Source organism: Mesorhizobium sp. M5C.F.Ca.ET.164.01.1.1 (assembly GCF_004792125.1).
Taxonomy (GTDB): domain Bacteria; phylum Pseudomonadota; class Alphaproteobacteria; order Rhizobiales; family Rhizobiaceae; genus Mesorhizobium; species Mesorhizobium wenxiniae.
The window spans coordinates 160,883-176,387 of record NZ_SRTG01000002.1; the positions used below are offsets into that span (position 1 = coordinate 160,883).

The window sequence follows — 15,505 nt, forward strand, 5'->3', positions numbered from 1 at the left end:
TTTAGTGAAGCCATGAGCCCAGCAGCTGTTTCCATATGATTGGAATCCCGTGCTTAGTTGAACTCGATTCTGAGGTTCGCTTCCAACGTTTGCTAGCCAGGTAGTCCGTACGTGCGGTCGTAGCTTGCTGAGCGCGCCGGTCTGAGTGATTGAGGTGCAGCCGCTTGCAGGCACTGGCGAAGGCTCTCGGTAGTAGCAGGCGCCGTTATCGGTCATGATGCGTATAACCGTGATGCCGAGGCTTGTGTAGTAAGCGAGCGCCGCCTCGAGGGAGGCGACCGCGCACTTCTTTTTCTCGTCGGCTTTGATTTGGCTGAATGCGATACGCTACACATCGTCGATGCAGACATGAACCAACTCCCAGCCCGTCTCCCACGCTTGAAACGCTCGAGCGGCCGAGCTTCCTAATATCGATGTGGATCAGCTCACCAGGACGCTGGCGCTCCTAACTGCGGACCGGTTCGGCCGGGCTCCAACGAAGCGATCCGATTTGAGACCGAGGCGCTGCAGGATACGGCTGACGGTAGCCGGCGAGACGCCGACCACGGCAGCGATCGCCTTGCCGGTCCATCGTTGGCGACGTAAGGCCTCAACCTGCTCGATGATGGCCTGCCGCGTCGGTCGGTAGAGACGATGCGAGGACCGATCTTTGAGCCCCTCCACAACTCAGCTTGCTCGTCCGGGACCGGATGGACAACCTATTGAAGACTCGCTTCTAATCTCATTGGATGTCACTCCTCAAAGCCGCCCGTCAGGGTCGTAGCTTCCAAAACGATATCGCAGCGCCTGTTAGAGCGGAGTTCGAACACCCTCGCACCGGAACGACCACAATGATCCTTCAAGGTCGGATCTCACGGAGAGTCCGTTGGTAACTCGGATGTCAACTATCCAGATCGGGTCATGGTCAATCGCGCCGCTATCCCCTGATGCCAGATTGTACGCTCCTGAAACGTCGATCACCCTTCGCCCCGCCGTTTTCAGGTCCACGGTGAATAACGTCGCGCCGCCAATGTTGCGGAGCTGGAGGGTTGCCGTCCCGCTATCTCCGGAATAGGCCCGCAGCACATCAATGCTGATGCGGTTGATGAACATGCGCTTGCCGATCGGGTTGGTGATAGATCCCCCGGTAGGCGGTATAATCCGCTGGTCGAAGGAGAAAAAAGCCGGCCCGATGTCGAAGGAGTCAATATCGACCGGTGTGGCAATGGCTCTCCCGAGCGTCCGTATTTGTTTGCCGTAGGGACCGACAAAGGCAAGGTCGCGCGTCCTGATATTGCGGTGGCAGAATGCCCTGATCTCGTTATCAGTGCTCAAGGAAACGAGCGAATCCCCTTCGAAGTAGACGACATCATCCACTTCGTAAGGCATCTTGTTCAGCCGGAAGGCCGGGACGCCTGCAGAGGTGTAGAGCATCGCATCGGGCGACATGAACCGCGCGATCTGCGACGAGTCGAAATGCCTGCGCGAGATTGACAGCAGCGTATCGCTTTCCTTCGTGATCGACATTTCCCGATAATCGCCGGAGAAAAGGCATGTCTTCGTGGAACTAGTGACGACGAATTCCGTGCCTTCAAAGGAGATGTTCTCCGTTAGTGAGCTGGTGGGGCCGAGAACGGAAGTCGCGCTGGCCGACAGACCAATAAGACGGCCGCGCCGGACAACGAGGTTCTTGCTCGGTGACAGGTTCCAGAAATCCTGAGCTTGCACATCCTCAAGGATGAGCGAACGTACGCCCACACCAGCCCCTATTTCAAGGCATTTGGAACTGCGGAACACTACCTCATCTATGCACTTGTCGAACTCTATCCCGCCGCGGACATCAAGCTCGCATGCATCGACGTACTTGCCTTGGCTGACATACATGCCGCCGTCCAACTGGCCGCCCCTGATCTCGCAGTAATCAAACCCACCGATGGTCACGCGGCCATTGCGCTCAAGGTTAGCGTTAGCCGTCGTCCAATTCGGATTGGCAACAACATTTATGTCGTGGATTATAAGGCGGCGGTAGCCTTTGAAGTTGCTGCGATCCGCAGAGATGATGCGAGGGGCGCCAAATACGAAGGTACCGGATCCATCCGGCCAGCGGGCGTCATAATCATACTTCAGTCCGCGCCGCAGCGAGACGCTGCTGCCGTCAACACTCTCGATCTCATTGTATTCTGAGATGCGCGGATCAGGCGGGAATCCGGAGAAGCCACCACCGCTGAAACCATAAATGAAAACACGCGCGCCCGCCGTGAGGCCGGTTCCATCCAAAGAACCCGTCACCTCGATGGTCATATCCCCCGCAGACGCCGTGGCGATAGTCTCGCCGGCATAGTAGTTCCCGGCACCATCTTCATGACCATTGGTCATGAAGATGGTGCCGAAGTGTAGTCCTTCGTTGTTGGACACGAACCCGGCATCTGCTGCCCCGCCGTGCGTGTTCATGATCGCGGCGCCGTTGAAATCTAGCGTCAGGTATTCGATACCGCAGAACATATGGGCGTGTTTGGTGGTATAGATCTTCCCTGTCTCTCCAATCCAGTGAAGATGGCCATGCTTCCGGCCCCAGTCACACATCGCAACCATTGCGGCGTCGTCATCAGTCGTGCCGTCACCGACAGCGCCAAACATCTCGGCTGTCACGGCGGCCCATTCTGCAATTTCCCCTCCGCCGGCGATCGAATCATGGAGTACGCCCTGGGCGCTCGTTGGCTTTACCGAATTCACGGAGGGATTCGCAATCGTTCCTTCGTTGGCTTGCGGAGCACTGGGCAAGATAGCGGTACCCCCAAGCAGGCGAAGAAAGGAACGACGTTTCATTCAAATCACCAGTCGTAGTGTTGCGCTCGATCGCCGCCGTTCAGGGTGATGCGACGAATTTATCCGAGCCGCTTCATAAAGGGGAGTGGTACTCCGGTTTCGGGCCGATTAATGACGGATATTGGGGAACGATCGAAAACAAAAGGGGGCCTGTTTAGGCCAGGGCCTTAGAACAGGTTCGCTCGATGAGAGTTCGCCGCGCGACGCCAATTTCTCAAACCCAATCTCTATTTCGTTTGCCTTCCATCTCCTCCATTTTGAACGGCTATGATCCTTGCGACATGGCAGAGGAGAGCGGTGCGAGATCCTGGCCACTCTGATAGCGGCTGACATGTCCGTCGCTGTGATGAAGGTCTTGGCGTCTGGCATGCGAGCGTGGATCCAGTCGGATTCGGCTTTCAGATCTTCAGCGTCTACCTGGGTATGGTATTGGCCGGCAGGTGCCGGCTCGTCGACGAGAAAGAACCCAAATACCTTCGGATTGCCAAGGAAGGGGGGACTTTGTCGATAAAGGACTGGGTTACGCCCTCGCCCTCGTTGAGCCAGACCATAGCCTTCATGCCATCCGGTAGCTCGTTGACCTGCTCGACGGTTTGAACGTCAGCCAGATTGAAGCCGGCGCTTGCGACTTCGGTGGCGGACCCACCTACTGCGAAATGAAGAGGTGCCATTCTGTTACTAATTCCTTGTCTGATTTGATATCTCCCCCGCGGTGCCTGCCTACTAGACGGTGCATATTAGCCAAGGCAAATACGTGAACTCATTGATAGATTCCATTGGTTACGGAAGAGTGGCGTCAGCGGTTTTTAGCAGAAGTACTTGCCTAGAGTTAGGAAGGATTGAAAATTGTTGATGTGTTATCTGGATGTTAATCGATGGATTGATTTTACAGGAATGGTTATAATATATATCGAAAATACCGAAAAATTGGGAGAGCTGTAATCCGCTGGAGAAGACTTGGCTGTCCCTAACGATCCTGCAGGAGCGTCGAAAATTATGAAATTGTATCGACTAAAAATAATGGGAATATACTTTCGAATTATTAGTAATTCTTAAAGAAATGCCGTTTAATGACAAATGTAAATTCTGGCCGATATTAAGCTACGCGCTGAGCCGCGCACCCCCGTCGCGACCAAGTTGTTGTGGACAGACAGTGGACAGGTGCTCGCTCAGACCTCGGTATCATCGGCAGCCGAGGTGCCAGCATCGGAGATGGTCAAACTTGACTTGTCTGCCGCTCGCCAGGAGGTCAGAATCGGTCAAGACAGTATGTGACTGAGATTTTGTTCAACCAGCCTACTGAGACTCCGGGTCGCCATCGGGAATGCTCAGACGGGCAACACCCGGCGAAGGCACTGTGACTGCGGTCAGTCCGAAAACTGGGTCTTCGAGGCGATCGAGGCGCCAGGGGAGCAAGTAAGGAGCCCGCCGACAGTCATGTGCCCATCAGCAGGGCTTATAATGTCCGCCGGATTTCTCTGGCTGACCGCACAAAAATCCTTGACTTATTAGTTGTTCAGCGAGATCAGCCCCGTCCTTGGTGAAACATTGGGCTACTATAAAGTTGTTCAGCTTTGGCGCGACAAGGCCATCACAAGGTGTGCCAAGTCCTACTGGCTTGCAGGAGACCGTCTGGGGCGGGAACCGCTGCCTCGCCGCTTCGGACACTAGGCTGATCATCCCGGACGGCTTCGTGAAAGTCGCTCCGCACAAGATCACGTGTTTGGATGCGACAGTTATATCTCTAATATCTTTTATCATGAGCGCGCCGCTAAAAGGTATAGATGTGTCAATCCGGACCTGTCGCCGCGTTTTTGGCTCGTTCGCTTGCAGTAAGGCGAGGATTCCCCACGTAAATAGAGCCAAAATCATAGCTAAAATTGAAGACACACGCCACGACATATTTGTTCTGACCTGTTACAATAACGCAAGATAACGGAGACTAAACAGTCTCGCTGGCGGCCGGCGATTCGCACGATCTTCGGCTATCAATGCGCCAGCCCAACCAACGTCGGTTTACGACGCTCTCGTGAGGGAATGATTTTTGGACAGCCGTCAAGTGGCTCGTCCAACAAGCGAACTAACACAACTGACCACTATCATGGCACACGCAATGCCGGCGCAATCGACAGCCCAGTCAAGCCCATCAAAATCGCGCCCTATCAAAGCCGTGCCTTGAAGAACCTCGATCACAGCCCCAACCAAAGCGAGGAAGAGTACCAACGTCGCTTTGCGTTCCGGCCAACTGAGACTCCCAAAAAATGTCAGCACGGCGAAAGCGGTGGCGTGATTCAGCCTATCGTTGTGGAAGCCTACATCGAGTCCGAATTCCTTAAGACGCGGCGCGGGCAAAAGCGCAAGCACAAGAACGGCAAGCAACGTGACGAAAAAAGCTATCCGTTCGGTGACTGATTGCAATCTCATATGGTCTCTTAAAGCTGAAATTTTGGTAGACAAAGGGGTTGGTGGTCCGCGCCGAGCCTACCATGATGTCGAGAGCAGGACGGTACCTGTCACCACGATTGCACCCAATGCCTCGAAAAATCAACTGAACGTGCTGTACATCGTCACCATCGCCGATCAAGAAACTTGCGATCCGCGAACAGATGGCATCAGCCGCCTAATCCTTAAGGTGATAATTGCCGGGAAGGGCCGCGAGAAGCCCGGAAAACAAGGGGCCAGCTTGTGGCGCTGGCAGCGATCCTGTGCCTCTATTGCGGGCTGGTCGCCGGGCCGATCCTCTATGCGTTCCTGGCCATCCAGGGCATGGCGGATTTCTTCAAGTGACGGTGTTGACCATATGAAAACAGCTCGATCCGTCTTGCTACCTGATCCGAAATTGCTTAGCCGGGATGAAACTGCTCCCATGAACCGTTCGTACCGTGTGGGAAACAGGGTGCGGGAGGGCACGTGACAATAAGGATCAGACTTCCGGGCGGGACGTTGAAGATCAAGACGAAGGACGAGCTGCGCCGCCGCGAACAGAAGCGCGAAGTTCCGGTCTGGCAGGTCGGAAATTACTTCATCGTCTGGTGGCCGAGCAGCATGTCGGATCGTCCGTCCAGGCCCCCGCCAACATGATGAACCAGAGCCTGCGACCCGACCCTTCTGGAAACAGTCCCAGAAGATAGCCCCAGAAATAGTCAATGACCGGCCGTTGACTCTTCCGCCGCGGAAGCTCTCTATTGCTGCGCTGCACAATAGGGTTTGGGCTGATGGCGATTCGTATCAAGTTGCCGGGCGGCACCTTGAAGGTGAAGATGTATCGGGAGTTGCGCGAGCGCGAGCGCGCCCGCCGCATACCCGTCGTAAAGATCGGTTCGCTGTATTTCACCTGGTGGTCGAACCGCCAGCGTCCCTTGAACGACCGGCCGGGTGCACCGGACGATCCTGACCAGCCCCAGGCGACGCGGTTGACGCCCTGAACGTCATCAGGCGCCTGCGCTCAATCCTTCCGGAAACAGCCAAAACGTGCCCATCGGCTGTTGACTCTTCCCTTGGGGAAGTTCTCTACTTGCTGCATTGCACATCATCGTTGCGTTGCACGGCGGGAGTTTGAACCGATGGCAGTGCGTATCAAATTGCCGGGCGGCACCCTCAAGATGAAAGTCTATCGCGAATTGCGGGTGCGCGAACGCGAGCGCCGCGTGCCGGTCATGAAGGTAGGTTCGCTGTATTTTGTCTGGTGGTCGAACAGCCAGCCTCACGACAAGCCGCAAGACAGCCATCATTAGCTGTTGAGCCACCCTGTTCATCCCGGTATAGCTTCGATCGTCACCTTGTTGGGATAGAACGCCCCGTGATCGCGGATTTCGAGCATCTCGTCGAAAGGCTGTTCATACGCCCACATCGCATCCTTGCCGGCGTTCGCGGCAGGCAGCACACTCCAATAGCTCGCATCCCCCTTGTAAGGGCAGTGGGTCGACAGTTCCGTCTTGCGAAGCTGATCGAAATCGATGTCCTCGAATGGAATATAGAGCATCCGGGGGTAGGGGGATTCGGTCAACACCTTGGCTTTCGTGGACGAGGCAATGACCGCGTCGCCGGCGCGTACGGTGACAGTTCCGATGTAAGGCTCCACAGTAAGCACCTTATCCGGATTGCGTTGAAAGCCGGGTGACGGGTTAGCGATTTGGTCCATGACCGGTTTCTCCTTGCACGACCTAAGGTGTGTCGGGCGCACGCGCCGCGCAAGGCCGCCGTCGAACGCGGTGCTCGAAACCCATCGCCTTCGGCGTTGCCAGATCTCTCGTCAAATCGACCTTGAGGTTGACCGATCAGGCGGCTGCCTGAAACGCATCCACAAGCCCAGCATAGGCGGCGGCGATCCCGGCGACCGGATTGGTGCTTCTCGAGGCGGTTTCGACTTTGAGCGTACCGCCGCCGGTCGGTAAGGTAAGGAGCAGGAACTGGCGGTTGCCGCCATCGCCGACGCATGCCGCGGCAACGTGCTGGGCTTCGCCTTCGTTTTGAACGCACATCTTGAACAGCAGCGTGCCCCCGACCGCCTCTAGGGCGCCGCCGACAACTTCGACGAATTCGTCTTCAGAAACGGTTTTGGCGTCCGGCACCAGATCGGCCAGGCTTTCGGCGAGCGTATTTTCGAGAGTCTTGTCGTCGAGCTGCGCGTCCATGCGAACCTCTTTCATTCGCCAATCGCACCCCTGCCCATTAATCAAGGTTAACGCCGACGATGGCCGGATTGTGGCGTTTTCACTTCTTTTCGATCAATGCACCCCTCTGCCCGGTCATGGCTGGACAATCCGCTTGTTCGTCCCACAATGGAACGAAAACCAATGGGAGGAAAAGAATGCTCGGACTGATGCAGGAATGGCCGCTGCTTTGCCACAGGCTTATCGACAACGCAGCCAGGCAGCACGGCGAACGCCAGATCGTGTCGCGCTCGATCGAGGGCCCGATCGTCCGGACCAATTACGCCGAAATTCATCGCCGCGCCCTGCGGGTCGCTGAGCGGCTCGAGCATGATGGCTTCGGGCTTGGCGACCGCATCGCCACTTTGGCCTGGAATACGGCGCGCCACATCGAAGCCTGGTACGGCATAATGGGTGTCGGCGCGATCTATCACACGCTCAATCCGCGCCTCTTTCCCGAGCAGATCGTCTGGATCATGAAAAATGCCGAGGATAAGGCGATCTTCGTCGATCTGACATTCATGCCGCTACTTGAAAAGCTCGCCGGCGCGGTCAAATCGCTGAAGCAGGTGATCGTGCTGACCGACAAGGCGCACATGCCGCAAACGGCGCTGCCGAACGTCGTTGCCTATGAGGAGTGGCTTGACCAAGCCGACGGCGCCTTCACCTGGAAGACGTTCGATGAAAACACCGCCGCCGGCATGTGCTACACCTCGGGCACGACAGGCGATCCGAAAGGCGTCCTCTACAGCCATCGCTCGAACGTGCTGCACGCAATGATCGCCGCGATGCCCGACGCGATGGGGCTCTCGTCGCGCGACACAATACTGCCGGTCGTGCCGATGTTCCACGCCAACGCCTGGGGTCTTGGCCAGAGCGCGCCGATGATCGGCGCCAAGCTGGTCATGCCTGGCTGCAAGATGGACGGCGCATCGATCTATGAGTTGCTCGACACCGAAAGGGTGACGTTCAGCGCCGCGGTGCCGACAGTGTGGCTGATGCTGCTTCAGCATCTGGAGGAGACCGGCAAACAACTTCCCTATCTGAAGAAGGTCGTCATCGGCGGCTCGTCCTGCCCGCGTGCGATCACAACGAAGTTCCAGGACAATTACGATGTTGAGGTCATCCATGCATGGGGCATGACCGAAATGTCGCCGCTCGGCACCCTGTGTACGATGAAGCCGGGCTATGCCGGGCTTGAAGGCGAAGCCCGGCTCGACGTCCAGAGCAAGCAGGGCTATCCGCCTTTCGGCGTCGAAATGAAGGTGACCGACGACGACGACAAGGAGCTGCCATGGGACGGCAAGACATTCGGACGCTTGAAGGTCCGCGGACCGGCTGTCGCGCGTGCCTATTATGGCGGCATCGGATCCGAACAGTTCGATGAAGAAGGCTGGTTCGATACCGGTGATGTCGCCCATATCGACCCAAGTGGCTACATGCAGATCACCGATCGTGCCAAGGACGTCATCAAGTCGGGCGGCGAATGGATATCGACCATCGAGCTCGAGAATCTCGCAGTCGGTCATCCGGATGTGGCGGAGGCGGCCGCCATCGGCATCCAACATTCGAAATGGGGCGAACGGCCGTTGCTTGTAGTCGTCCGCAAGCCGAGCCGGGAGCCGACCAAGACGGATATCCTCGCTTTCATGAACGGCAAGGTGGCGAAGTGGTGGATGCCGGATGACGTCGCCTTCGTCGACGAAATTCCCCACACCGCCACCGGCAAGATCCAGAAGACCACCTTGCGCCAGCAATTCAGGGACTATCGTCTGCCAACGGATTGACTGAGATGCTGTCTTTCTCCTTCCAGCCGCCGCTAAACGGCGCTAAACGCTCGTTCGGGTGGAGCAGTGCAGAAAACAATGGAAATTCCCGGGCGACAGACGTCGAAGGCGGCCGGCTGGTCGCGCCGGACAGGCGCTTTTTCGGCGGTCCTGCTCCTGACCGTTCTCCTCGGCCACCGGTATGAGCTTGTTGAAACGCCGGCTTTCCTTTGGGTGCTCGGCATTGTCGCGCTGCTTGCCGCCTTTGCGCTCTTGTTCGCCGGATTTGCCTTTTCGAGACTGTGGAATTTCGGCGACCGTGGCGGTCGCGATCTCACCGTCGGCACGTTGCTGGCACTGCTGGTGCTTGCTCCTTTTGGCATTGCTGCCTACTGGGCAGCGGCTTACCCTCCGCTCAGAGATATCTCGACGGATTTCGACAATCCGCCGGTGCTCGACACCAGCACCCGGACCGGGGATATGAACGCGCTTTCGCCACCGACCCCGGGCGAGCAGCGCCTGCAGACCGAGACCTATCCGCTGGTCACGGGACGCAGCTACAATCTGCCTTTCGATCGGGTCCTGGAAGCAGTCGAAACCGTGCTCGATCGTCGGGATTGGCAGCTAACGGCGCCGTTTCCCCGTGCGATCGGGCAAAGCGAGGTGACGATCAACGCCCTGGCCAAGAGCTTCATCCTCAGCCTTCCCGCCGACGTCGTCATCCGTGTGACCGACGACGGCGATGCGATCATGGTCGACATGCGTTCGGCCACCCGTTTTGGCCGCTACGACCTTGGCGACAACGCGGCCCGCATCGTGGATTTCCTCACCGAGCTGGATCAGGAAGTCGCCGGCCAGGTCGGCACGGCCCCGGCCGAATAGTGCTTACACGATAGGAGTGAAAATGCCGTCGATCGCCGGGTCGCCGTCGGTGCTCACCAGGCCGCGAGCCACCAGATCCTCCAGATGGGCAAGCACGGACAGTCCGGCAGCGCCATGGAGGCGCGGATCGGTATCGCGATAGATCGCCCGGACCATGTCCTTGATCGTCCAGTCGCCGCTTCTGATCCGTTCGAGAATCGCTTGTTCGCGCATCCTGCGATGCGTCTTCAACTCGCGCATGAAACTGCGCGGCGCGGTCACCGGCCCGCCATGGCCGGGCAGCAGCAGGCGGTCGTCGCGCTCGATCAGCCGATCCAGCGAGGCCATATAGTCGGCCATGGCGCCGTCCGGCGGCGCAACAATGGAGGTCGCCCAACCCATGACGTGATCGGCCGAGAACAGGACACCGGTTCCTTCCAGCGCAAAAGCCGCGTGATTGGCAGCGTGACCCGGCGTCAGTACCGTCCTGATCGCCCAACCGTCGCCCTTGACCATCGTATCGTCGGGAAGCGCGATATCCGGATAAAAGGCGGTGTCGGCGCTGGCGTCGAGCGGATTAACCTCGCCTATGCGCAGCCGCCTGGCCGGCCGATGTGGGCCTTCGGCCAGGACAATTGCCCCGGTGTGCTGCTTCAGCCGCGCTGCCAGCGGAGAATGGTCGCGATGCGTGTGGCTGACGAATATGTGGCTGACCGGCCTGTCTCCGATCACCTCGAGCAGTGTCTTGAGATGCGCATCGTCATCCGGCCCCGGATCGATCACCGCCAGCGTCTTGCGCCCGACGATGTAGCTGTTGGTGCCGTGAAAGGTGAACGGGCTGGGATTTTTCGCGGTAATCCGAAGCACGTCGGGCGCAACGGTCACGGCCTGGCCGTAGGACGGGTCGAAGTCTGTGTCGAATTTCAGCACCATGGCGAATGTCGTTCAGCTCTGTTCTAGAGACGGCAAAACCGATTGCCGCATAACACGGAAGCCAATATAGGAAAACGCAAGGCCGCGATCTGCGGCAGTCCGATATGAGGAAGACCATGGCAATTGCAACGACAATGCGTCCGCTTGTTTCTCTCGCTTTGCCTGAAAAGGGCGCGGCCCGCCTGGCGACCCAGCTTTTGCTGGCGATCGTCGGAACGCTGGTGCTGACCTTGTCGGCCAAAACCAGAGTTTTGCTCGGGCCGGTCGACATCTCGATGCAGACCTTAGCCGTTTTTCTGATCGCCGCAGCATTCGGCATGCGCCTCGGCGTCGCCACGCTGCTTCTCTACATGGCGGAGGGCGCCATGGGCCTCCCGGTCTTCCAGGGCACGCCGGAAAAGGGCATCGGCGTCGCTTACATGCTCGGCTCGACCGGCGGCTACCTTGCTGGCTTCGTGGTCATGGCGGCGATCGTCGGTTGGGCCGCTGATCGCGGATGGGATCGCCATCCGATCAAGCTCTTCAACGCGATTCTGGTTGCCGAAATCGTCATGATGGCGATGGGTTTTGCCTGGCTGGCGCTGCTCATCGGCCCGGAAAAGTCGTGGCAGTTCGGCGTCGTGCCCTTCATCGTCGGCGACCTGATCAAGGTCGGCCTGGCGGCGAGCCTTGTGCCAGCCGTCTGGTCGCTGCTCAAACGCTCCTGAACTCCGGCCGATGGATTGGGCGCCACGGGCGTGTGATTGCGTGGTCCTGTTTCAGCGACGGCCTGTCGAGACTTCTCGTCATCGCAAGCCAGCGCCAATTGGGTCGGCATCTGCTCCGCAACTCTTTGCTAACGTTACTGTCACAATATGTTCAAACCGACGGATTAAGGACCAGAGCAGCCGGCGATTCGTCGCGAGCCAGCGTAACCAAGTAGCTACACATCGAAGCAATTGCTCGATACCGCTGCTTGGATAGCTAAAAAAGAAAGCGGCTCGACAACGATTAGGCACAGCTGAAGTTAATGGACAATTGCCAGGAATTTTTTCGACCAGCCGCCTCGATTCTCGCGAGATAGTTGCTTGCTGGTATCTTCGCGCTGTCGTAACGCTTGCCCCGACCGTGCCAAAGACCGCCGAGAAGGATACTTGTGATCACCCCGGAAAAAACAACTGTTAAAGCGACTGTATCGCCGCAGCGGCCCGCAGCCGGCACCGCAGCACGCTGGTATGCCGCCAGCGTATTTCCGGGAAAAGAAGACGTCGCCGAACGGCATCTCCGGATGCAGGGGTTTCACCCGTTTACGCCTCGCTGCGAAAAGACCATTCGACATGCCCGGCGCATCGAGACGCGACCGGCAGCGTATTTCCCGGGTTACATGTTCATCGCCCTCGATGTCGCGCTACAGCGGTGGCGCTCGGTCAATGGAACGTTCGGTGTGCGCTCCCTCATAATGCAGGGCGAACGGCCCTTGCCGGTCCCCTCCGGGTTGGTGGAGCGGTTCATTGCATTGACTGGCAAGGACGGCCTGCTTGATTTCAGGGGAGGTCTCGTTGCAGGGGGATCGGTTCGGATTCTTTCAGGTCCTTTCGCGGAGATGATCGGTCGCCTTGATCGCCTCGATCCAACTGGAAGGGCCAGGGTTCTGGTTGCCATCATGAACGGCGAGATCCCTGTTGACATGGATTCAAGGGAACTCGTCGCGATCGCATAGCCGTAATCGACGCTCGGTCATGCGGTGCAATTGTTGCAAAGTCGGCTCTCGAGGTTTCACCCGGGAGTGCGGTAGCCATTGTTGACATAAAGATACGTAGAGCGAGAGGCTTCCGCCGCTGCGCTGTGCAATCGCGTCGACGCACAGGGACAGCATAGGTACCATCGAGACTTTACCTCCTGTTCGAAATGAATACGAAACGTCACAGTTCTGACGTTTAACTCATTAGAGACCGACCTGACAAACTTGAACACCTCCACGCGCAATCCATCCAACCGAAGGCATCTTCTGCTCCGGATACGCTTTCAATTACTAGGTGGCCTTACTGCTGCTATCGTCGTGCCAGCTTTGATTCGCATGGCATTTGGTCCAGGAGCTCTCCTGTCCACAAATATGCAGGTTACTATTCTCGCTGCATTTATCGCCCACACCTCTGGTTACTTTTTGTATAAGCGCATTGGCAACTTTCCGGGGGTCGCGGCGGCTGGCTACATCCTGCCCACCTTCGCCCTGACTTATGGGCTTGTGTTCGTCACCATCTTCTTCTTCAGATTCGACTATAGTCGGTTCCAGGCCGCCGCCAGCTTCACCCAATCGACACTGTGGTATTTTGGCTTGAGCCTTGCCACGCGACGGCTCGATTCATTTCGACTGGCGATAATTCCTGGCGGAGATGTCTACAGGCTAGAGAGCATACCGGACGTGCAATGGCATCGGGTCCATTCGCCTGAGACGGTAGTTGAGGACGCTAGCGGTGTCGTGGCTGATCTGCGAGCCGATCTTTCAGAGGAATGGGAGCGGTATATCGCCGATCGCGCCCTATCGGGAACGCCGGTCTATCACGTCAAGCAAATCACCGAGTCGCTCACCGGTAGGGTAGAGATCGAGCATCTTTCAGAAAATACCCTAGGATCACTGAATCCAAATCATGCCTATTTAAAGATGAAGCAGGCTATTGATTGGGTTTCAGCACTGTTTATCCTTATCGTTTTCTCGCCATTGTTTTTATTCGTGGCGCTGGCGATAAAGCTCGACTCGGCTGGACCGGCCTTGTTTAGACAAAAAAGAATGGGGTACAGAGGAAATATCTACGAGGTTTACAAATTTCGGACGATGAAACTCAGCGCCTCTGTTGGTGACGAAAAGGAAGAGGCCATCACAAAGACTGGCGATGAGCGCATTACGCGTCTTGGGCAGTTCTTGAGAAAATCCAGGATCGATGAGTTGCCGCAAGCCCTCAACATTTTGCGCGGCGAAATGAGCTGGATCGGGCCGAGGCCGGAAGCACTCGTCCTCTCGAAATGGTATGAGGCAGAGCTGCCGTTCTATCGATACCGACACATCGTCCGACCCGGCATTACCGGATGGGCACAAGTCAACCAAGGCCACGTTGCGGCCGTGGACGACGTGCTGGAAAAGCTCCATTACGACTTTTACTACATTAAGAATTTCTCCCCATGGCTCGACGTGTTGATTGTGTTTCGTACCATCAGAACTATGCTGACAGGGTTTGGCGCGCGTTGAATGAAGCGGAGAAAATCGGTAGTCGATGTAGCGAAATTGAGGTTGCAAGCGTTACGGAATGAGGATGAGAAGCATGTTGTTGAGATGGGCTTTTATGCCGCCTAAAGTTACGCTGATCAGCATTGAGAATATCGTCACATCGACCCCGGAGAAGCACAATGACTAGGAAGACCGCGCTCATTACTGGCATCACTGGCCAAGATGGCGCCTATCTAGCAGAGCTTCTTCTGGCAAAAGACTACGACGTCCACGGAATCAAGCGGCGTTCATCCTCGTTCAACACCGGTCGCATTGATAATCTTTATCAGGATCCACATGAAAAGAACGTAAGATTGTCACTCCACTACGGTGACATGACCGACGCCACGAACCTCATCCGCATAGTTCAGGAGGTGCAGCCCGACGAGATCTATAACCTCGCGGCGCAATCCCATGTTCAGGTGAGCTTCGAGACTGCGGAATACACGGCGAACGCGGACGCGATCGGCACGCTACGCCTTCTGGAAGCCATCAGGCTGCTTGGTCTGACAAAAAAGACGCGTTTCTATCAGGCATCGACTTCCGAGCTCTATGGGAATGTGCAGGAGATCCCACAAAAGGAAACGACGCCTTTCTATCCGCGATCGCCCTATGCAGCAGCAAAGATCTATGCCTACTGGATCACGGTAAATTACCGGGAAGCTTACGATATCCATGCATCCAACGGAATTTTGTTCAACCATGAAAGCCCAATGCGGGGCGAAACATTTGTGACGCGGAAGATCACCCGCGCGGCTGCCGCTATCAGCCTGGGCCTCCAGGACAAACTCTATCTGGGCAATCTGTCTGCCGAACGAGATTGGGGTCATGCCCGCGACTACGTCGAGGGCATGTGGAGGATCCTTCAGCAGGACCTGCCGGACGATTATGTCCTTGCAACCGGAGTAAAGAACTCGGTCCGCCGTTTTGTCGAGCTTGCATTCAGCGAGGTCGGGACCGAGATCCAATGGGTCGGTTCCGGCATCGATGAAAAAGGCATCGATGCAGAATCCGGGGCCGTTCTGGTCGAGGTGGATCAGCGATACTTCAGGCCCACCGAGGTAGAGCTTTTGATCGGAGATCCCTCAAAAGCAGAGCGCATCCTCGGATGGAAAGCGACAACATCACTGGATGCGATGGTACGCGACATGGTCCAGTCCGACCTCGAAACGGTAAGACGGGAATCCGAGCACCGCCGCTTAGATGAGGATCGCGTTCGCGTTGCAGCACAGTGAGGAGCGTAGGAC

14 protein-coding genes and 1 pseudogene are annotated in these 15,505 nt (G+C 57.0%); 10 read left to right on the forward strand and 5 right to left on the reverse strand.

Annotation, left to right across the window (positions count from 1 at the left end):
• Positions 1 to 145 precede the first annotated feature (145 nt).
• A pseudogene (locus EN807_RS36620) lies at positions 146 to 606 on the reverse strand (helix-turn-helix domain-containing protein); the annotation flags it as partial.
• A 183-nt stretch (positions 607 to 789) separates the two neighbouring features.
• Positions 790 to 2,805, reverse strand: a complete 2,016-nt coding sequence (locus EN807_RS17595; protein WP_135936020.1) for a hypothetical protein — start codon at positions 2,803 to 2,805, stop codon at positions 790 to 792.
• Positions 2,806 to 4,842: 2,037 nt separating this feature from the next.
• On the opposite strand from EN807_RS17595, the gene EN807_RS35545 reads away from it, so the two are divergent.
• The 4 genes from EN807_RS35545 to EN807_RS35555 all read left to right on the forward strand — a co-directional run bounded on the left by EN807_RS35545 (position 4,843) and on the right by EN807_RS35555 (position 6,539).
• On the forward strand, positions 4,843 to 5,217 hold the full coding sequence (locus EN807_RS35545; protein WP_189522479.1) for a hypothetical protein: 375 nt from the start codon (positions 4,843 to 4,845) through the stop codon (positions 5,215 to 5,217).
• 498 nt (positions 5,218 to 5,715) lie between these two features.
• Positions 5,716 to 5,886: a hypothetical protein gene (locus EN807_RS35550; RefSeq protein WP_189522480.1), complete on the forward strand. Its 171-nt coding sequence runs from the start codon at positions 5,716 to 5,718 to the stop codon at positions 5,884 to 5,886.
• Positions 5,887 to 6,020: 134 nt separating this feature from the next.
• Positions 6,021 to 6,230, forward strand: a complete 210-nt coding sequence (locus tag EN807_RS17605) for a hypothetical protein (RefSeq protein WP_135936022.1) — start codon at positions 6,021 to 6,023, stop codon at positions 6,228 to 6,230.
• Positions 6,231 to 6,368: 138 nt separating this feature from the next.
• Positions 6,369 to 6,539, forward strand: a complete 171-nt coding sequence (locus EN807_RS35555) for a hypothetical protein (RefSeq protein WP_189522481.1) — start codon at positions 6,369 to 6,371, stop codon at positions 6,537 to 6,539.
• Positions 6,540 to 6,556: 17 nt separating this feature from the next.
• On the opposite strand, the gene EN807_RS17610 is transcribed toward EN807_RS35555, so the two are convergent.
• Positions 6,557 to 6,946, reverse strand: a complete 390-nt coding sequence (locus EN807_RS17610) for a DUF427 domain-containing protein (protein ID WP_135936023.1) — start codon at positions 6,944 to 6,946, stop codon at positions 6,557 to 6,559.
• Between the two features lie 136 nt (positions 6,947 to 7,082).
• A complete protein-coding gene (locus tag EN807_RS17615; protein ID WP_135936024.1) occupies positions 7,083 to 7,439 on the reverse strand; it encodes a hypothetical protein in 357 nt (118 codons plus the stop codon).
• A 176-nt stretch (positions 7,440 to 7,615) separates the two neighbouring features.
• On the opposite strand from EN807_RS17615, the gene EN807_RS17620 reads away from it, so the two are divergent.
• Positions 7,616 to 9,244, forward strand: a complete 1,629-nt coding sequence (locus EN807_RS17620) for a fatty-acid--CoA ligase (protein ID WP_135936025.1) — start codon at positions 7,616 to 7,618, stop codon at positions 9,242 to 9,244.
• 78 nt (positions 9,245 to 9,322) lie between these two features.
• Complete coding sequence (locus tag EN807_RS17625) at positions 9,323 to 10,105, forward strand: DUF1499 domain-containing protein (RefSeq protein WP_135936026.1); 783 nt, start codon at positions 9,323 to 9,325, stop codon at positions 10,103 to 10,105.
• Positions 10,106 to 10,108: 3 nt separating this feature from the next.
• On the opposite strand, the gene EN807_RS17630 is transcribed toward EN807_RS17625, so the two are convergent.
• Positions 10,109 to 11,017, reverse strand: coding sequence for an MBL fold metallo-hydrolase (locus tag EN807_RS17630; protein WP_135936027.1), 909 nt, complete (start codon positions 11,015 to 11,017; stop codon positions 10,109 to 10,111).
• A 116-nt stretch (positions 11,018 to 11,133) separates the two neighbouring features.
• Here EN807_RS17630 and EN807_RS17635 point away from each other — a divergent pair, with 116 nt between their 5' ends.
• The 4 genes from EN807_RS17635 to gmd all read left to right on the forward strand — a co-directional run bounded on the left by EN807_RS17635 (position 11,134) and on the right by gmd (position 15,493).
• Positions 11,134 to 11,724, forward strand: a complete 591-nt coding sequence (locus tag EN807_RS17635; protein WP_135936028.1) for a biotin transporter BioY — start codon at positions 11,134 to 11,136, stop codon at positions 11,722 to 11,724.
• A 428-nt stretch (positions 11,725 to 12,152) separates the two neighbouring features.
• Positions 12,153 to 12,716, forward strand: coding sequence for a transcription termination/antitermination NusG family protein (locus EN807_RS17640; protein ID WP_189522482.1), 564 nt, complete (start codon positions 12,153 to 12,155; stop codon positions 12,714 to 12,716).
• Between the two features lie 246 nt (positions 12,717 to 12,962).
• Positions 12,963 to 14,240, forward strand: a complete 1,278-nt coding sequence (locus EN807_RS17645) for a sugar transferase (protein WP_246684184.1) — start codon at positions 12,963 to 12,965, stop codon at positions 14,238 to 14,240.
• 158 nt (positions 14,241 to 14,398) lie between these two features.
• Positions 14,399 to 15,493, forward strand: a complete 1,095-nt coding sequence (gene gmd, locus EN807_RS17650; RefSeq protein WP_135936030.1) for a GDP-mannose 4,6-dehydratase — start codon at positions 14,399 to 14,401, stop codon at positions 15,491 to 15,493.
• Positions 15,494 to 15,505 lie beyond the last annotated feature (12 nt).